This is a genomic window from Bradyrhizobium sp. HKCCYLRH2015 (assembly GCF_051168215.1).
In the GTDB taxonomy this organism is placed as follows: domain Bacteria; phylum Pseudomonadota; class Alphaproteobacteria; order Rhizobiales; family Xanthobacteraceae; genus Bradyrhizobium.
On record NZ_JBNPUO010000010.1, the window covers coordinates 205,246 to 224,454 of the forward strand.

Below are 19,209 nucleotides of genomic sequence, written 5' to 3' on the forward strand. Positions count from 1 at the left end.
TTAGCGTGCGGCAATGCCGACCCGGTTCAATCCGAAATTTTCTCGGAACGAAGACCGCTCCCAGCGCGACCAAAATAGTCGGAAGCCCGTGCGTCATTATGTGACTTATGACACACTTCCGACCGGGGGGTTTCTGTAACTGAGGCTTTGAACCATTGCCGAAGGTATAGTGATGAGCAAGCAGGCCGAATTTGCGGTCATTCTGAAGATGAACCCGATGTTCGCCGACCTCGGTGCGGACGAGTTGCAGCGAATCTCGGGCCTCTGCCACACTCAGCATCTGTCGTCGGGCGAGGTACTGTTCCAGAAGGGCGACCCCGGCAATGCCCTGTTCGGGGTGCGGCGCGGCCAGATTCGCATCGAGACCGGTGCCACTGACGGCAGCCGGCTGACGCTCAACTTCATGGGGCCCGGCGATCTGTTCGGCGAGGTCGCCGTGCTCGACGGGCAGGAGCGCACGGCGGACGCCACCGCCGGTGAAGCAACCGAGCTGTTCGTGCTCCGCCGCGAGGATTTCCTCAGTTTCCTGGAACGCGAGCCCAAGGTGGCGATCAGGATCATTCAGCTGCTGTGCCAGCGCATCCGCTGGCAGAGCGAGCGCATGGAGGAATCCGTGCTGCAGCCGCTGCCGGTGCGGCTGGCACGCCGGCTGTGCGCGCTGGCGGAGGATTTCGGCTCCGAGGTTCACATCTCGCAGGAACAGCTCGGCGTCTTCGTCGGCGCGGCGCGCGAAAGCGTGAACCGCCAGTTGCAGGCCTGGCGCAAGGACAAGATCCTGGATCTGCAACGCGGCCGCATCCTGCTGCATGACCTGACCAGGCTGAACACGATCGCACGCAACGATTAGTTGGCCGAGCGCGGCAAGCGCGCAGCGTCGTTCACCGCGAATTTGTCGATTGCGGGTCCAGTCCATGGCGGGAACTGCCCGTCGTGCATCGTTTCGTATCAGCATCGGCCAAAGATGATCGCAATTGGGCCACCACGCCTCACAATTTGCGACATGAACTCTTTTTAACAGTTCTAACAGGGTTCAATCCGGCAGCGATGAACTCCACGGGCTCGCGCACGGACGGTGCGCGGGGTGGGGCTTTGCGCGCCAGACAAGCGTGGTGGAAGCGAAGTCATGAGTCTTGCGTTGCCGGCGATCGCGATCGAGGCCAGTGGTTCGGTAGGCCGGTGGCGCAGAGCTCTCACGATCTGGATCGACGCCGTGGAGGACGGTTGGGCCGTTCCGGCCCTGATCGTCGGGTTCGTCGCGGTCTGGATGGTGTATTTCTCGGTCGCCTATCTGGGGGGCGATCTCCATCAGGATGTGATCGAGACCTGGTCGCTCGGACGCAGCTTCGACTGGGGCTCGACCAAGCATCCGCCGCTGATGGGCTGGGCCGCGCGGGCCTGGACCACCGTGTTTCCGCTGACCAACTGGTCGTTCAACCTGCTGGCGCTGACCAACGCGGCGGTCGGCCTCTGGGCCGTCGACCTCATCACCCGGCGTTTCGCGCGCGGTGACAAGCGCCTGGTCGTCCTGCTGCTGCTCATGCTGCTGCCGGTCTATCAACTGCACGCGCAACGCTTCAACGCCAACGCCGTGCTGCTGTCGAGCTGGCCGCTGGCGACCTGGTGTTTCCTGCGCTCGTTCGAGACACGTCACGTCGGCTGGGCCGTCGCGGCCGGCCTGACCGCGGCACTCGCCATGCTCGGCAAGTACTACTCGGTCTTCCTGATCGCGGGCTTTGCGGTCGCGGCGTTGTGCCACGGCGAGCGTCGGGCCTATTTCACCTCGTCCGCGCCTTGGATCGCGGCGCTGTCCGGCCTGGTCGCGCTCGCCCCCCATATCTATTGGCTCGCCACGACCGGCGCCCAGCCGTTCTCGCATGCGATCGAGCATCACGTCGGCAAGACCGCCTCGGCCGCCCTGGTCGAGGGCAGCGGCTTCCTGTTGGCGATGGCCGGCATCGCCGGTATCCCCGGCCTCATATGGCTCGCCATGACCCGGCCCCGCGCCACCCGCGTGCTGAACGATTCGCTCAGCCTCGACCCCGGACTCCGGCTGCTGGCGATGATCAGCATCGGGACCGTGGTGTTCCCCGCGCTGGTCTCGATCGTGTTCGGCACCGACATGCCGCCGCTCTGGGGCCTGCAGGGCGTCTTCCTGTTCGTCATCGTGATCGTGTGTGGCGCGAGCTATCACGCCCCCCGCGACGTCACGATCAATCTCGCCGCTGCGACGATCGCGATCGCGGCATTCGCGGCCACAGTCGTAGCGCCCTTCCATGCCTTGTACCGGAACTACGTTCCGTTGAACGAGGGCCGCGATTTCTACGAGCCGGCCGTGACCGAGCTCGACCGCCTGTGGCATACGGCGTCGAACGGAGCCCTTGTCGCCGTCGGCGGCGATGACGGCCTCGCCTTTGCCGCCGCGTTCTACAGTCCCGACCACCCGCACTATGAAATGGCGCTTGTGCACCCGCACGAGCTGCACCCTCCGTCGGAAGAGCTGACTGCGCAGGGCTGGGCGGCGCTGTGCTACGACACCGACACCTCCTGCATCTCCGGCATGCAAGCCGCGGCAGCGCAGGCGCGACGTTCGGTACGGGCCGATTTCACGCTCCGGACCAAGCTGTTCGGCCTGGAGGGCGCGAGCCAGGGCTTCGTTGCCCTGATCGTTCCGCCTGAGACCACCGCGCCAGTCGACAGCGCGCCGAACGTGGCCCACGATCTCAGCGCGCGCCGCCGTACGCCCTCGACCGCGAACTGAAACAGCACGTTCCAGCACGTCATCTCATTCCGCAGCCGGCGACATCGCCGACGGCGGCGGCTTTGGCTGATGCCCCGCCTCCGGCCCATGGCCGGACTGCGCCTCGTCGGCAGTCTCGCCGGAGGAGACGATCAGCTTGCGGCCGAGGCGGGCGAACAACGCGCCGACGTCGTCCATCACCAGGAACATCGCCGGCACGAACAAGAGCGACAGCACGGTCGAGAACACCAGGCCGCCGATCACCGCGAGCGCCATCGGCGAGCGGAACTCGCCGCCGGCACCGACCGCGAGCGCGCTCGGCATCATGCCGGCGACCATCGCGATCGTGGTCATCACGATCGGACGGGCCCGCTTCATGCCGGCGTCGATGATCGCCTCGTCGCGCCTGACACCGGCATGAATCGCTTCGACCGCGAACTCGACCAGCATGATCGCGTTCTTGGTCACGATGCCCATCAGCATCATCATGCCGATATAGACCGGGATCGTGAGCTGCTTGCCCGTCAGCATCAGCGCGCCGATCGCCCCGCCGATCGACAGCGGCAGCGAGAACAGGATCGTGATCGGCTGCAGGAAGGTGCCGAACAGCAGCACCAGCACGGCGTAGACGATCATCAGCCCTGCCGTGATCGCCGTGATGAAGCCGGACGCCAGCTCGTTCAGGCTCTCGGCATCATCCGAAGGGATCAGCTTGACGCTGGCCGGCATGCTCTTTCTGACCGGCAGCTCGTCGATCTGCCTGGTCGCATCGCCGAGCGCCGCAAGTCCGACGAGGTCGGCCGCGACGGTGGCCTGCCGCCCGCGATCGTAGCGGCTGATGCTGGTCGGGCCCTGATCGAGCTTGATATCGGCGACCACCGCCAGCGGCACACCGCCCTTTTCGCCGTACTGCCCGAGCGGCACCCGCAACTGTTCGAGGATCTTCACGTCGCTGCGCGCCGCATCCTCGAGCTGCACCCGGATCGGGACGAGGCGGCCGCCGGCATCGTATTTCGCCAGCGCGGGACCGACATCTCCGATCGTGGCGACGCGGATGGTCTGCGACAGGCTTTCTGTCGACACGCCCAGACGCGCGGCCAGGTCGGCGCGCGGCTGCACCCGCAACTCCGGCCGGTCGAGCGAGGTGTCCGACACGACGTTGGAGATGATCGGAATCCGCTTCATCTGCGACGCGAGCTCGCTGGCAACGTTGTCGACCAGCTTGGGATCCGAGCCCGTCAGCACCAGCTTGATCGGGCGCAGACCATTTTCGTCGGTGAACCAGAAGCGGATGTCCGGAATGCTCTCGAGATCCTTGGTGATCTCGAGCTCGAGCTCCTTCTGGGTGATCTTGCGCTCGGTCTTCGGCGTGTAGTTGACGATCATCCCGGCGCGGCGAACCTCCATCGCGCCCTGAAGCCGGCCGCCGTCAACGAACACGCTGCGGACCTCGGGCCGCTTGCGCAGGCGCGCGACGATGTCCTCGGTCACCTTCTCGGTGTAGGCGAGCTGCGCCCCGGGCGGCAGCTCGATCGCGAGCAGCGATCGCGCGGCGTCCTGCGCCGGCAGGAACCCCTGCGACAGCAGGGTCGTGCTCCAGATCGAGCCCGCGAAGATCCCGATGCCCAGGAGAACCGTGATGAAGTAGTGCTTCACCGACCATGTGACGATGCGCTGATACGCACGCAGGATGAAACCGGGCGGCGGATCGTCATGGTCGTGATGCTTGAGGAAGTAGGCCGCCAGCATCGGCGTGACGAAGCGCGCCGCCAGCAGCGAGAAGAACACCTGCACCGAGACGGTGATGCCGAACTGCTTGAAGAACTGTCCGGCGATGCCGGACATGAAACTGGCCGGCGCAAAGATCGCGATGATGGTGAGGCTGATCGCGATGACCGCGAGCCCGATCTCGTCCGCGGCATCGAGCGCCGCACGATAGGGCGACTTCCCCATCCGCATGTGGCGCACGATGTTCTCGATCTCGACGATGGCGTCGTCGACCAGAATGCCGGTCGACAGCGTGATCGCCAGGAACGACACCATGTTCAGCGAGAAGCCGAGAATATCCATCGCCCAGAAGGCCGGAAAGATCGACAGCGGCAGCGAGATCGCCGCGATCATCGTGGCGCGGAAGTCACGCAGGAACAGCAGCACGATGATGACGGCGAGGATCGCGCCCTCGAACAGGGTCGAGATCGCCGCTTCGTAATTGCCCTTGGTGAAATCGACCGACGTATCGATCAGCTTCAGCTCGACATCGGGATGGGCGGCTCTGACCTGGTCGATGCGCTTCTGGACCGCGGCGGCGACGACCACGTCGCTGGCACCCTTGGCGCGCTTGATGCCGAGTGCGACCACCGGCTCGCCGTTGAAGCGCGCAAAGGTGCGCCGATCAGCGATCGTGTCGGTGACCGTCCCGAGATCGGCGAGCCGGACCTCGCCGCCGCCGAACAAGGGAATCATCGTGTTGGACAGCTCGTTCAGCGTCTTGGCGCCGGCAAGCGTGCGGATCGCCTGGTCGTTCTTGCCGATCTCGGCGCGGCCGCCGGCGACGTCGACATTGGTGCCGCGCAGGCTCTGGCTGACATTGACGGCAGTAAGGCCCATGGCCTGCAGCCGGTCGGGATCGAGCGAGACCAGAATCTCGCGCTCGACGCCACCGATGCGCTCGACCTGGCTGACGCCGCGCACGCCCTGCAGCTCGCGCTTGACCACGTCGTCGACGAAGAACGACAGCTGCTCCGGGGTCTTGCCCGGCGAGATCGCCGCATAGGTGACGATCGGCAGCCCGATCTTGTCGACGCGCGAGATCAGCGGCTCGGTGACGTTCTGCGGCAGGTCGGAACGGACCCGGGTGACGGCGTCCTTGACGTCGTTGATGGCGCGATCGGTGTTGGTCTCCAGCGCAAACGTAATCGTCGTCACCGACAGGCCGTCGGTGATCAGCGACTGGATGTGGCGCGCGCCCTCGACGCCGGAGACGCCGTCCTCGATGATCTTGGTGACCTGGGATTCAAGCTCCGACGGCGCCGCGCCGAATTGCGCCACCGCGACCGAGATCACCGGAATGTCGGCGTTCGGCAGCCGGGTCACCGCGAGCTTGGTGAAGCTCATCCAGCCCAGGATCAGCAGGATGATGGAGAAGAGGATCGACGGCAGCGGGTTCCGGATCGACCATGCCGAAATATTCAGTGCCATCAGCGTACCCGCGTGCGATCGATGTCTTCGGCAAACATGGTCTTGATCTGGTCGCCATCGTGCAGCGAGCTGCCGGCGTCGGCCACCACGATTTCTCCCTCTGTCAGCCCGTCGAGGATCTCGCTCGACGTATCCGACACCAGGCCGACCCGCACCCGGCGGGTCTCGATCGTGTTGCCCTTCACGACCTGGATGGTGAGATGATCGATCGCCGTATTGGGCACGGCGACGCCGCAGCTCCGCCGGGCATCGATATTGGCGCGCGCGAACATGCCGGGCTTGAGCGACGGATTGCTGGTCAGCGCGATGCGCACATGGCCCAGCTGGGTGGTCCGGTCGACCTGCGGCGCCACCACGCGCAGGCGGCCGACAATGTCGGGAAGGTTGTCACGAGTGATGCGCACCGGCGCGCCCGTGCCGAGCTTCAGGAGATGAACGCTCGGAACCTCGGCGTCGAGCTCCAGCTCGTTGTTGACGGCGATGCGGAACATCGGGCCGGCCTGCGGCGAGGCCGGCGCACCGGCGATCGTGCGGACCTCGGTGACGAGTCCTGCGGCCGGCGCACGCAGCGACACCGGCCGGCTCGCGGCCGCTGCCGGCGCTCCCGGCTGCTGCGGCGGCGGCGTCAGGCGCGCCAGCTCCTGGTTCTCGGTGACGGTGTCGCCCTCCTTGACCAGAACGTCGATGACCCGCGATCCCTCCTGATCGGCGCCGACCACCGCCTCGCGGCGGGCCACGACGAAGCCGGTGACGCGCACGAGATCCGAGAAGCAGGCTTTCACCGCCTTGGTCACAAGCACCTGGGCCTGCATCGGCGGCTCCTCGGCAGTGTGATGGGGACGATGCTCGTACCAGTAATAGCCGGCGAACAGGGCCACGAAGACGACCGCGCTGGCTGCGGTTTTAAGGGATTTTGGCAGCTTCATCGGCAGGGGGATCCGGTCGGCGCGAGATGCGGGTTATGGATGCTGCGAATTTGGCGCGGGACGCTCCGACAAGGCGATGCGCCCCGCAATCCTGCGGGACGCATCCGGCCACCTCGATCTCCGGCCACGCGACCTCCGACGGCGCTTGATGGACGCGGCGCTACTTGGCCGCCGCCGTCTTGCTCTGCATGTTGACGACCTGGACGCGGCGGTTCACCTCGGCGAGCGGCTGGCTCGGATCCTTCAGCTTGCTCTTGCCGTAGCCCACCGTCACCAGGTCGGCGCCGGCGATGCCGAACTTCTCGACCAGATAGCGCTTGATCGAATCGGCGCGCCGCTCCGAGAGATCCTGATTGTAGGCCTCGCCACCGGCGGCATCGGTATGACCGGCGACGACGAAGGTCGACCCTTTCAGCTCGGCATTGGTCAGCGCCCGGCCCAGCGCCTGCACCGACGGCAGCGACTTCTGGCTGATGTTGGCGGAATTGTAGTCGAAGGTGATCTCGAGATCGATGTTCGGCTTGGTCTTGGCGACCGCCGCGATCTCCTCGCGCTCGGCAGTGGACAGCGATCGCGTCGAGCGGCCGCGAATGCTCTGCAGGAACTTGTCCTGCTCCGGCGAGACGGCGGGCGCGGCCTCCGACGGCGGCGACATCGACAGCCCCCGGGTCAGCGGCTTCTTCTGCCCGGCCAGGGCGCGGACGATCTGATCCTCGCTGACGTCATCGGCGGCGAAGGCCGGCATCGCGACGAGCGACGCGGCTGCGCTCAGGACCGTCGCGGCCAGGAGAGCCGTCAGGCCGGCGGTCATGGTCGAATTCGTTTTCGGTGCGGTCATTGCCAATCCCTCCTCACGCGAACTGATCGTCCCGGTCTCCGCCGCGCCCACACGCGACACCCGGCTGTTCGCTGTTATGTCGGTCCGGCCTGCCGCATGGTTCGAGGCGGCCGGCCGACGCGCGCAACAAATCAGCGCACGCCGTAAGCTTCGAACTCGCGGACGATGTTGGGGTCCATCGCCTTGGCGTTGGCGATGTCGAGCGCGCCCTCCTGCGCGGCGCCGTTACGCTGCTTGGCGAGACCTCGGCCGTACAATGATGACGTCAGACGCGGATTGATCTTCAGCGCCGCATCGAAATCGGCGATGGCGTTCTTGACCGCGCCGCTCTTGAGGTTGACCAGCCCGCGGCTGTCGAGCGCGTCCACGAAATTCGGCCGCAGCCGCAGCGCCTCGTTGCAGTCGCGCAGCGCAGGCTGCAGCTCGCCGACGACCGTGCGGGCCCAGCAGCGGTTGTTGAGCGCCTCGACGTCCTTCGGATTGATCCGGATGGTGTCGTCGAAATCGCGGATCGCCTGCGCGTAGGCGCCCTTGCTCGCATACACCTGGCCGCGCCGGTACAGCGCGCCGGCATCCTCCGGATTGGCCGCGATCTTGGCGGTCAGGCTCTTGATCGTGGGATCGTCGGCAAACGCATCCTCCGCCGGAGCAGCGGGGGCCGCGGGCGCAGCAGGCGCGGCGGGCGCCACGTTCGCGATCACGGGAGATGGCGCGGGCGCCGGCGGCGCCGGAGCAACCGGCGGTGCCGGCGGAGTATCCACCTTCTGCACCGGCGTCGGCTGCGGCGCGGGCGGAGCCGGCGGCAGCGGCGACGGCACCGGCGGCGCCACCACGACCTGCGTCGGGGTCGGCGCAGGGACAGGTGGTGCCGGAATCGGCGCGGCATTGCTCTCGGCCTGCGGCGGCCTGACGCCGCCATTGCCCGGCACGAAGGAGAAGTCCTCCGCCAGCGACGACGAGATCCACGGCACCTGCTCGCTGCGCGACGCGCGGGTTACGCCGACGCGGGTGCGGTTCAGCGTCTCCTCTGCGGTGAGGTCGGGAACGCGGATCTCCTTCAGCAGCTCCTGCACGAACAGGCTGTGATCCCGGCCGCTGTCCGACACGACGGCGGACAGCGCGGCCGAGTACATCACCAAAGTACCGCTCGGTGCGATGACCGGCGCGAGCCCAGCCGAGGCGGTGCGGAACCTGCGCTCATAGGGATTGCGCCGGGAGGCATCGAGCAGCGCGATCTTCACGCCGGCGCCGCGGCTGTTGATCTCCTGCAGCACCTGCTCGAGGCCGATGCCGTCGCGCCGCACGTCGGCCTCCTGCCAGATCTGCGCATCGACCGGGATCATGTAGCTCTGCCGGCTCGACTGGATGCCGTAGCCGGAGAAGAACAGCAGCGCCACCGAGCCCGGCTTGAGCTTGCCATAGAGCCGGTCGAGGCCGCGGCGCATCGCGTCGCCGCCGGCATTTTCCAGGGTCTCGACGCTGAAACCGTCGCGCTTCAACTCGTCGGTGAGATCGCGGGCATCGTTGACCGGTTCCTTGAGCGGCGCCTCGGCATCCGGATATTTCGCATTGCCGATGACCAGCGCGAAGCGGTCGCCGGCCGCGCGCGCGGGCCAGGAGACCACGGCCGAGAACGCGACGGAGAACATCAGGCCGAGCGGCAGCAGCAGGCGGAAAGTCATCACGATGGCGGTCCAGCGGTCAGCAATCAGGCGCCGTCCAGCTTGCGCCGCGGCGACCATATCCCACGCGTCAGGCATTATCAAATCGCCGTGACGGTCCGTCAACCGCTTGCGGCAGTTGAAGAATCGTCTGAGGCGGCAACCGCCCGCAGGAGCCTGTTGCGAGCTGCTTGCCATGACACGAGCGGACCATGCAACGATCCCGATGTGTTGAAATGTGAGATGCCTCACGCTGTGTCGCGGCAGCGCACCGTCCGGTTCGACGGGCACCGCGATTGACCTCGATGCGATTGACCTCGATGCCTGCCGATGGCTCGATGGCTGCCGTGCCCAACCAACGAGAAGGCCATCATGGGGAACGCCACCGAGATCTACGCGCTGCGCTATGCAACGATGTCGCCGCGCACGCCGCACATGAACTTCCTGCAGCCCGACCCGCACGACAGCACGGCGCAGGATCTCGACTATTTCGTGTGGCTGATCCGCACTGACGGTCGCGACATCCTGGTCGACACCGGCTTCAACGCCGCGGAGGCCGAGATCCGCCACCGCACCCTGACGCGCGATCCGATCGATGCGCTCGCGTCCTTCGGCGTCGCGGCCGCCGATATCCGCGACATCATCGTGACCCATCTGCACTACGATCACGCCGGCAATCTCGACCGCTTCCCGAACGCGCGCTTTCATCTGCAGGAGCGCGAGATGGCCTATGCCACGGGCCGCTGCATGTGCAACGGCATGCTGCGCTACCCGTTCACGGTCGAGCACGTCACCACCATGGTGCGCCACGTGTATGGCGAGCGCGTCACCTTCCACAACGGCGACGGCGAGGTCGCGCCCGGCGTCACCGTGCACCGGGTCGGCGGCCATTCCGACGGGCTGCAGGTGGTGCGCGTCGACACCGCGCGCGGTCCGGTCGTGCTCGCCTCCGACGCCGCGCATTACTACGCCAATCTGCAGCGCCGCAGCCCGTTTCCGATCGTCTACAACATCGGCGACATGGCGCAGGGCTGGGAGATCATCGAGCGCCTCGCCGGCCATCCCGACCGCTTCATCCCCGGGCACGATCCGCTGGTGACCGAGCTCTATCCGCGCGTGAGCGAGGCGGCCGATGCCTATGCGCTGCATGTCGCGCCGTCGCGGTCGTTTGCGAGATGACGGAGAAGACCTGATCTTCTGATGTAATTGTCAAACAGCCCACGCGGTTGCAGGTCCGCGGTCTCGCGGCGCGTTTCGCGTCCGAGCTGTGATCATCGGGACACCCTCTTCAAGAGAGAGGGCGCAGGGAGAGCCAGGCCTCGGCTGAGGCCTGCGGCCCGCCTGCGAGAAAAAATGCAGGCGGCAGAACCACAGGTACAGCCGGAACGACCCGGCCCTCCCTGCGCGATGGCTTTACGATTTATACGCAGTCTCCCCGGTGACCGGCTTGTTTGCCACCGTAGCAACGACGCGCGCATCGCGCGCCGTGCGGACCTCAGCGTCGGGAGGCCAGGACCCTGCGACTTCACCGTCCGCGGCATGGCGTACGTCGGCATGCATTGAGCACGCTGCGCCATCTCGCGGCCATCGCATCCCACCCCAACGCGTCGTGACGTTCGCGAGCGCCCCTCTTCAATGAGGCGGGACGGGCGGAAATTTCCACCTGATTTGCCCGACGGCGCAAGGGAATTCTTTTTATCGGAATATCTGGACAAGCCCGATCGGCTTGGCATTGCTCGTTAAATTCGCCGCGGCGCGCAGGAAAGACGATGCGGCCGGTAGGGTGGGCAAAGGCGCTGGCACGTCCTCGCGACACGCACGATGGCTGCGCGCTTTGCCCACCATACGCGGTGAATTGGTCGTTGCAGCGATGCTGCTGTACTCCGCCACTCGCCGTCCCGAGCAAGTAGCGACGCGCGATCGCGTGGTTGCGATGCCGACCCGAGACTCATACGCGGCGGCGGTCGCGATGGGCGAACTGTCAATGACCGGCCTGCCTCAAACCGCTCCCTGGGGTTATGGGTCCCGGCGTTCGCCGGGATGACGGCGGTGGGTGTGGATCGAGCCGGGTCACGTCGTTCGGCCGGGATGATGGCGTAGCTTCGCCAGGCAACGGTGCCCGCTCAATGCAGCTCCACCTTCGCCTTCTTCGACAGGTGGTCGCCGAGGAAGCGCACGTCCCAATTGGTCAGGCGGACGCAGCCGTGCGATTCCGATTTGCCGACCTTGGACGGCTCGGCGGTGCCGTGGATGCCGTAGCCGTTGCCGACCGACAGGCCGATCCAATAGGCGCCGACCGGATTGTTCGGGCCGGGCTTGATGGTGAACGGCTTGCGCGACTTGACGCCCTTGAACTCGTAGTCCGGATTGTAGCGGTAGTTGGGATCGGCATCGCGCGAGGTGACCTTGAAGGTGCCGTCGGGCGTCGGTTTCTCCTCGCTGCCGACGGTGGCCGGAAACACCGCCACCAGCCTGCCGTCCTTGTCGAATGCCTGCACCGTGCCGGCGTCCTTGCTGATGTCGAGCCGCATGATCTCCGGCGCCTTGTCGTCCGGCCGGATCACGTTGGCGACGGCGATCTGCTCGCCCTCCTTGTCGAAGCTGGCCTTCGGATTGAGCGCCGACAGCAGCTGTTCGCTCATGTGGAATTTCTCGGCCAGCGCCTCGCGCGGCGAGGTGTAGCCGAGCGCCGGCAGGTCCTTCATGTCCTCCATGTGCTGCGGCAGCTTCTTCAGGAACGGCCCTTTCACATCGTCGCGGGTGATGGTGTAGGAGACGATCGCCGGCGCCTGGTCGCCGCGCAGCAGCGCGTCCCACAGCTCGGGCGTCAGCTTCGCATCCCCGGCAAGCCCCTTGGCGCGCGCGAACGCGGCGAGCGCCGTGCGCGCATTGTCGCCGAAGCGGCCGTCGATCTCGCCGGGCGAGATACGCGCGCGATCGAGCAGCACCTGGGCGCGGATCGCCACCGGGTCCATCTTCTCCTCGGCCGGCGGCCGCTTGCGCAGCTCCGCGCCGTTGACGGCGTCGGCGGTGAGCTCGGCGGAGACCGCCGGCGTGACGAGGGCGGCGCAGAGCAGAAGTGGTATCCAGAGCCGAAGCATGATCGTGAGTCCCAAATAGAGATGGCCGACATTCGGCAGCGTCAACGTGGACCCTGCCGAGAAAGTTCGGGGGTCCTCCGCTGAACGTCGCAGCATGCTGGCGCGACTACCAGGGACGCGGGTCGGCTGGCCCGGCGGCTGCACGTCTGCTATCCCGACTTCAGCCGTTCAATTGACGTGAGTTCGCGAGGATCGGTTTCGCATGCGACATGCCGCAATTGCCACGATGCGCCGGATGCCGCTATTGGCCGCGGCCGGCGTGCTGGCCCTGATCCAGCCGGTGCTGGCAGCCGACGACAGCGCACCGAAGGGCGCCGCGGTCAGCGTGCTCAAGGCGACCAAGGCCTGCTTCGACAACACGGTCGAGGTGTCCGGCATGGTGCTGGCGCGCAACGAGACCGCCGTCAGGCCCGACCGTCCCGGACTGAAGGTCGCGGAGGTGCTGGTCGATGCCGGCGACAGCGTCACGGCCGGGCAGAACCTGGCGCGGCTGACGCCGCCGGAGGGCGGCACGATCATGATCCAGGCGCCGGTCGCGGGCACAATCCTGTCGTCGAGCGCCACCATCGGCGCCTTCGCTTCCGGCCGCGGCGAGGCGCTGTTCTCCATTCTCGCCCGCAACGAATATGATCTCGTCGGCCTGGTGCCATCAGCGCAGCTCGGCAAGCTCGCGGTCAACCAGACCGCGCGGATCCGCATCGTCGGGGCCGGCGAGGTCGAGGGCAAGATCCGAAGGGTGGCGCCGACCGTCGAGCCGAACAGCCAGCTCGGCCAGGCCTTCATCGGCATCAACGGCACGGCGCGGCTGCTGGTGAATTCGTTCGGGCGCGCCGTGATCAAGATCGGCCAGAGCTGCGGCGTCGCGGTGCCGCTGACCGCCGTGCTGTACGATCCGGACGGCACCGTGGTGCAGGTGGTGCGCGCCCAGCGCATCGAGACCAAGCGGGTCGAAATCGGCCTGATGGCCGGCGGCCAGGTCGAGATCCGCGACGGCCTCGCCGAGGGCGACGTCGTCGTCACCCGCGCCGGCGCGCTGCTGCGCGAGGGCGACCCGGTGCGGCCGGTGATGGCGAGCAATTGAGGGCGGCGGCCGAGTCCTGCGGAACGGATGAAATGGGGAGGTCGCGCCAGTAGCGGTCGGCTCCCCTCCCCCTTGCGGGGAGGGGTCGGGGGTGGGGGTTCTCCGAGTCGCGCTCTTTGCGAGCCAGCTCCTGGGAAGTTTTCAGCGATCCAAGGCAGCGCCATGCGGGAGGATCGCTCCCGCATCCGCCAAAAGCAGGATGTTTGCAGCAAAGGCTCAAGCCAGCGACGCGCGGCGCCCGTGGACCCCCACCCCCAACCCCTCCCCGCAAGGGGGAGGGGAGCTGACCGTCAGCTTGGTGAGAGGGGGCAAACGTTCAGACGCTCTGAGCGTCAGACGCGTTGAACGGGAGATGGAAACCCGAGGCCTCAGCTGCCGGCGTTGGCGACGTCGGCGCTGAAGCGGATGTCCTCGACCAGGGAGGACGACACCATCGGCACCTGCTCGCCGTCGGAGCTGCGCGCGATGGCGTTGCGGGTCTTGTTGAACACGGTCTCGGCGCTCGGGCTCTTGCCGAGCTGGTTGAGCAGCTCGCTGACCAGCACGCTGTTCTGGCCCTTCGGATCGTCCAGCACCTTGCCCGGCGTCGCCGACGACAGGATCAGCGCGTTGGCCGGCGCGTTGATCGGCGCCAAACCGTGCGAATAGGCGCGGAAGCGGCGCTCATAGGGATTGCGGCGGGAGGCGTCGATCACCACCAGCTTGGCGCGCGCGCCCTGCTCGCGGACCGTATCGAGCAGACGCTCGATGCTGGTGCCCTCGCGGCGCACGTCGGATTCCCGCCAGATCTTGGCGTCGACCGGGATCATGTAGCTCTCGCGTCCCGCCTGGATGGCGTAGCCGCCGAAGAACAGCATCACGACCGAGTCGGGCTTGATCCTGGCCTTGAGGCGCTCGACCGCGCGGGTCATGTCGTCCTTATTGGCATCCTCGACGACATCGACATCGAAGCCGTCGCGGCGCAGCGCGCCGGTCAGCGCGCGGGCATCGTTGATCGGCTGGACGAGCGGCGCATTCGCATCGGGATAGTGACCATTGCCGATGACGAGCGCGAGGCGCGCGCCGTTGCCGGTCGCCACGCTGCTCTGCTCGGAGGCGGCCGCCTTGGGCGCCTCGAGCGAACGCTTGTTGAGGGCAGCATGCGCGCCGATCGCGAGCGACACCGTGCAGAGAAGCGCGGCGGCGATCACGGCCGATCGGCGGGAAAGAGAAGGCTGCCTTGCGGTCATCACGTCAATCCTGGTCCGAGCCTGCCCGTCGATGCCAAAGGGGTGCACCCTTTGGTCGCGCTGGCGCCTCTGAGGTTTGAGGGGTTGCGAGACGATGTGTCGTCCCAATGCGCGCAAATTGCGGCGCCGCAACGAAGAAAGGATTAACCCGAACGAGCACCCAGGGCAACATCGGAACACCATTGACTTTTCAAGCACTTGAAGAGAAACGCAAATTTAACCATGGCGGCGATCTCCAAACGGCCCTGGGCGGACCGCCGGGAGGCCACATTGCCGCCAAATCCGCCTCCCGCGCCGTGACCGCCGTCACGTTGTCTTTGGCGGTCGAGCGTGTCAGTTTGCCCCATGCATGCGCACGGCGCGCCGTTTGTGGGGCGTTTCGAGCAGCGCATGCCGTTCGTCCCGCCTCCGACAACCCGCGAGTCCTCGCTTGAGTTTCCAGTATTTCGCCGGCGCGGCCTGTCGCGCACTGACGGCCCGGAAGGATGGGCCCTCGCTGTACGAGGTCTGCGACCCCATCCTGCGCCGGCCCGGCAGCGGCGACCCGCATCTGTCGAAATTCTACCGGACCGCGCTGGGGAACCCGGCGCTGCGCGCATTGCTGCGCCGTGCCGGCCTGCCCGAGCTGAACGATCCCGCTCGCCTCAATGCGCTGCGCGACGCGCTGGTTCTCGCCCGCGACAATCCGACGCCGGACTGGGAGCAGGTCGGCCGCCCGGTCGCCGATCTCGTCGACAGCATCGCGCTGCATCACCCTGCCCCGCCGCGCCGGACTGCGGCGGCGGCCATGCCGCCGGCCGGCGAGATCGACCGGGTGATCCGGGCCTGCGGTGCCGACCTGCTCGGCTCGTTCAGCCGCAATGGCTTCATCCCGACCTATGCCGCCTTCAACCTGATCGGCGATCCCGACATGAAGGGCTCCGAGGTCCAGAAGGCGCTGCAGGGGCTCGACGCGCGCGGCTACAAGAACTCGACCCTGCTGTTCAACCTCGCCCGCGTCTTCATCGCGCGCTCGCCGGCGGCCGCGGTGATCAATCCGCCGTGGCGCGGCATCGCCGAGCCGATGTGGGAGCCGGTGCAGATCCGCCACCGCTCGGCGTATTACGACGCGTTCTTCACCGAGGCGCTGCTGAGCTATCTGGAGACCGGCCTCGCCTCATCGGAGCAGACGAGCGCGGCGCGCGGCGCCATCGCGGCGATGGTCGAGTTCTGCCTGACCATCAGCCGCGAGCAGGTGCGCGGCGCCGACGGCAAGAGCTACGACGTCGTCACCGCGCTGGCGCCGCATCCGCATCCGCGGTTCTCGCGCTTCTTCACCCAGATCAAGCAGGACCTCGGCTTTGGCGTCTACGTGCCGGATTGCGACACCACGGCATGCTCGTTCTCGGCGGCGACGCAGGCCGGATCGGACGATCCGATGCTGAGCCAGCCGCTGCTGGATTTCTACGCCGGCTACCAAGTGCGCGCCGGCGGCAACGAGCCGCGCGTGACGGTGCCGATCAACGACAACGTCGACTACGAAGGCGGCGTCGCCACCTGGATCGACAGCCTGGCCGGCGAGCGGCCCTACGGCAACGATCTCGATCCGACGCTGAATCTCGACGTGCTCGAGGTCTCGTTCCGCAATCTCAAGCGCTGGCAGGTCCTGGAGACGCAAGGCAGGCTCGACGTCGTCAGGCGGATCGTCGGCTTCCAGCAGCGGCTGGTGCTGAGCGGCGCCTTCGCCGATCCGCGCTCGCACATCTATTATTTGCCGGAGCTGTACTGCGCCTATTTCGGCCGCTGCTACCACGCCTTCATGGCGCTGCCACCGGCGGCGCGGCAGGCGATCGATCCCGACGGCGCATTCGAGCTCATTCGGCTGCGCGTGCTCGCTTATGTCGAGGACGAGCTGATCGGCCGCGAGATGAACCCGTTCGACGCGGCGCTGGCGCTGATCGCGCTCGGCCATCTCGGCGGCGCTGCAGCGAGCTTCGCGCCCGCGGTGCATTGCATCGTGACGTCGTTCGGCGAGGGCGGCCGGCGGCATCCGTACCGCGCCTATGAGTGGAACAAGATGAAGACCCCGACCCGCATCCTGGTCGGCGGCCCCGAGGTGACATCCGCGTTTGTGCTGATGGGCCTGGCGCTGGCCCGGCGGGTGGCGGTGAACTGATCGAGCGCGATCTCGGCGGCAAGGGCGGTGCGCTCCCCTCCCCCTTGCGGGGAGGGAAGCAGAGCGACGCCTTGGCCATAGCTCGGCTCCTACTTTCGGCCGCCATCGCGCGAAGTTGAGCGACTCAGGCAATCGCGGCGCTGGAACTGGCGGGCGATCCGCCGCACTATCGCTGCTATTGCCCATCCCCAAGGACGACCCGCGCCCGTTGATGTCGATGAAACCAGCCCTGCTCGCGCTCCTCCTGCTGCTGCCCTCCGTCGCGTCCGCGGCCGACATCACCGGGATTCCCAAGATCCGTGAGGCCGACGGGATCACGATCGGGGCCACCCGCATCCGGCTCGGCGGCATCGACGCGCCCTCCGTGGATCAGCTCTGCCTCAACAAGAACGGCGAGCGCTGGACCTGCGGCGTGGCCGCGCGTGACGAACTGATCAAGCACGCGGACGGCAAGAGCTGGACCTGTCATCCGCGTTCGATCGATCGCCGCGGGCGCCAGGTGGCGCGCTGCGACGTCGACGGCGAGGACATCCAGAAATGGCTGGTGCGCAGCGGCTGGGCGCTGGCCTATCGCACCCTCTCGCATGACTACGAGCCGGACGAGGCGGAGGCGCGGGCCGCCAAGGCCGGCATGTGGCAGGGCGCGTTCATCGCGCCATGGGACTGGCGCGTACGCAACAAGAAGACTGCGATCCTCGGCGCCACCAAGCCGCCGGAGGGCGCGCGCAAGGTCCTGCTCGCCTCGGCTTCGGGCCCGGTCGCGCCCTCGCCGGACTGCACCATCAAGGGCAATGTCAACGGCGCCGGCGAATGCATCTATCACACGCAGAAGAGCCGCTGGTACGCGCAGATCAAGATGCACGTGTCGAAGGGCACGCGCTGGTTCTGCTCGGTCGAGGAGGCCGAGGCCGCCGGCTGCCGCGAGACCCGGCGCTGAGCCCCGCCGCGCCGGCCCGCCGGGGCATGACAGCCCCCCGGGTTCTCCGGCTTTTCTTATGCGGCGCCGCCACGTAAAACGGCGCTGGGCCGGCCGTGTGCGAGAGCCCATCACCACCCTCAACCGCCAAACCACATCGCCGAGGACACTGACAATGACCGTTCGCGCGGGCCGGGAGTTTCTGGCCATCCCGGGACCCACCACGATGCCCGACGAGGTGCTGCAGGCGATGCACCGCCCCGCGCTCGACATCTACTCCAAGCAGATGGTCGAGCTGACCGACGGCATCATGTCCGACCTCGGCCGGCTGTTCGCGACCAAGGGCAAGACCTACATCTACATCGCCAACGGTCACGGCGCCTGGGAGGCCGTGCTCTCCAACGTGCTGGCGCGCGGCGACAAGGTGCTGGTGCTGGAGAGCGGCCGCTTCGCGATCGGCTGGGGCAATGCGGCACGCGCGATGGGCGCCGACGTCGAAGTGCTCCGTGGCGACTGGCGCCGCGCGGTGCGGCCGGCCGAGGTCGAGGCGCGGCTGCGCGCCGACAAGGAGCACTCCATCAAGGCGATCGTGGTGGCGCAGATCGATACGGCGTCGGGCGTCGTCAATGACGTCGAGGCGATCGGCCGCGCCATCAAGGCCGCAGGCCATCCGGCGCTCTACATGGTCGACACCGTCGCTTCGCTCGGCTGCATGCCGTTCGAGATGGATGAATGGGGCATCGACGTCGCGATGTCCGGCTCGCAGAAGGGCCTGATGACGCCGCCCGGTCTCGGCTTCGTCGCCGCGAACGCCCGCGCGCTCGAGGCGCACAAGCGCGCCAACATGCGCACGCCCTATTGGGACTGGAGCGAGCGCGAGGGCACCGAGCACTATCGCAAATATGGCGGCACCGCGCCGGTGCATCTCTTGTTCGCGCTGCGCCAGGCCATGGACATGCTGTTCGACGAAGGGCTGCCGCACGCCTTCCGCCGCCATGAGCTGCTCGCCGAGGCCGTGCGACGCGCGGTGGCGAAGTGGAGCGAGGGCCAGGTGATCGGCTTCAATATCGCAGACGCCGCCGAGCGCTCCAACACCGTGACCACGGTGCTGGTCGGCGGCGGCCATGATCCGGCGGTGCTGCAGACCTACTGCAAGGAGCAGTGCGGCGTCGTGCTCGGCACCGGGATCGGCGATCTGCAGGGCCAGGCGTTCCGCATCGCCCATATGGGCCATGTCAACGCGCCGATGGTGCTGGGCACGCTCGGCGTGATCGAAATGGCGCTGGTGGCGTTGAAGATCCCGCACGGCCGCGGCGGCCTCGACGCCGCGATCCAATGGCTCGGCGAGAGCGTGACCCCGTAAAGGA

General features: G+C 67.2%; 13 protein-coding genes. 7 read left to right on the top strand and 6 right to left on the bottom strand.

What is annotated here, in order from left to right:
• Positions 1-172: 172 nt before the first annotated feature.
• On the top strand, positions 173-847 hold the full coding sequence (locus tag ACQR1H_RS25920) for a Crp/Fnr family transcriptional regulator (protein ID WP_316179246.1): 675 nt from the start codon (positions 173-175) through the stop codon (positions 845-847).
• A gap of 276 nt (positions 848-1,123) precedes the next feature.
• A complete protein-coding gene (locus ACQR1H_RS25925) occupies positions 1,124-2,758 on the top strand; it encodes a glycosyltransferase family 39 protein (RefSeq protein ID WP_316179244.1) in 1,635 nt (544 codons plus the stop codon).
• 24 nt (positions 2,759-2,782) lie between these two features.
• On the opposite strand, the gene ACQR1H_RS25930 is transcribed toward ACQR1H_RS25925, so the two are convergent.
• The 4 genes from ACQR1H_RS25930 to ACQR1H_RS25945 all read right to left on the bottom strand — a co-directional run bounded on the left by ACQR1H_RS25930 (position 2,783) and on the right by ACQR1H_RS25945 (position 9,381).
• On the bottom strand, positions 2,783-5,935 hold the full coding sequence (locus tag ACQR1H_RS25930; protein ID WP_316179242.1) for an efflux RND transporter permease subunit: 3,153 nt from the start codon (positions 5,933-5,935) through the stop codon (positions 2,783-2,785).
• Entirely contained in the window at positions 5,935-6,861 is a 927-nt protein-coding gene (locus tag ACQR1H_RS25935; RefSeq protein WP_316179240.1) for an efflux RND transporter periplasmic adaptor subunit, read from the bottom strand. The genes ACQR1H_RS25930 and ACQR1H_RS25935 overlap by 1 nt, the downstream gene beginning before the upstream one ends.
• Before the next feature lie 160 nt (positions 6,862-7,021).
• Positions 7,022-7,699: an OmpA family protein gene (locus ACQR1H_RS25940; RefSeq protein WP_316179238.1), complete on the bottom strand. Its 678-nt coding sequence runs from the start codon at positions 7,697-7,699 to the stop codon at positions 7,022-7,024.
• A 131-nt stretch (positions 7,700-7,830) separates the two neighbouring features.
• Positions 7,831-9,381, bottom strand: a complete 1,551-nt coding sequence (locus tag ACQR1H_RS25945) for a caspase family protein (RefSeq protein ID WP_410051941.1) — start codon at positions 9,379-9,381, stop codon at positions 7,831-7,833.
• A 351-nt stretch (positions 9,382-9,732) separates the two neighbouring features.
• On the opposite strand from ACQR1H_RS25945, the gene ACQR1H_RS25950 reads away from it, so the two are divergent.
• A complete protein-coding gene (locus ACQR1H_RS25950; RefSeq protein WP_316238031.1) occupies positions 9,733-10,539 on the top strand; it encodes an N-acyl homoserine lactonase family protein in 807 nt (268 codons plus the stop codon).
• Between the two features lie 944 nt (positions 10,540-11,483).
• Here the strand turns inward: ACQR1H_RS25950 and ACQR1H_RS25955 are convergent.
• Positions 11,484-12,461 (bottom strand): L,D-transpeptidase family protein, encoded by a 978-nt coding sequence (locus ACQR1H_RS25955; RefSeq protein ID WP_315801782.1) that lies wholly within the window; start codon positions 12,459-12,461, stop codon positions 11,484-11,486.
• 202 nt (positions 12,462-12,663) lie between these two features.
• Here ACQR1H_RS25955 and ACQR1H_RS25960 point away from each other — a divergent pair, with 202 nt between their 5' ends.
• On the top strand, positions 12,664-13,542 hold the full coding sequence (locus tag ACQR1H_RS25960; protein WP_409997898.1) for an efflux RND transporter periplasmic adaptor subunit: 879 nt from the start codon (positions 12,664-12,666) through the stop codon (positions 13,540-13,542).
• A gap of 368 nt (positions 13,543-13,910) precedes the next feature.
• On the opposite strand, the gene ACQR1H_RS25965 is transcribed toward ACQR1H_RS25960, so the two are convergent.
• On the bottom strand, positions 13,911-14,771 hold the full coding sequence (locus ACQR1H_RS25965) for a caspase family protein (RefSeq protein WP_434908398.1): 861 nt from the start codon (positions 14,769-14,771) through the stop codon (positions 13,911-13,913).
• A 430-nt stretch (positions 14,772-15,201) separates the two neighbouring features.
• Here ACQR1H_RS25965 and ACQR1H_RS25970 point away from each other — a divergent pair, with 430 nt between their 5' ends.
• The 3 genes from ACQR1H_RS25970 (at position 15,202) to ACQR1H_RS25980 (ending at position 19,205) form a co-directional block, all read left to right on the top strand.
• Positions 15,202-16,926: a hypothetical protein gene (locus ACQR1H_RS25970; protein WP_434908399.1), complete on the top strand. Its 1,725-nt coding sequence runs from the start codon at positions 15,202-15,204 to the stop codon at positions 16,924-16,926.
• Positions 16,927-17,137: 211 nt separating this feature from the next.
• Positions 17,138-17,863: a thermonuclease family protein gene (locus ACQR1H_RS25975; RefSeq protein ID WP_434874080.1), complete on the top strand. Its 726-nt coding sequence runs from the start codon at positions 17,138-17,140 to the stop codon at positions 17,861-17,863.
• 154 nt (positions 17,864-18,017) lie between these two features.
• A complete protein-coding gene (locus tag ACQR1H_RS25980) occupies positions 18,018-19,205 on the top strand; it encodes a pyridoxal-phosphate-dependent aminotransferase family protein (protein ID WP_315801732.1) in 1,188 nt (395 codons plus the stop codon).
• Positions 19,206-19,209: the final 4 nt, after the last annotated feature.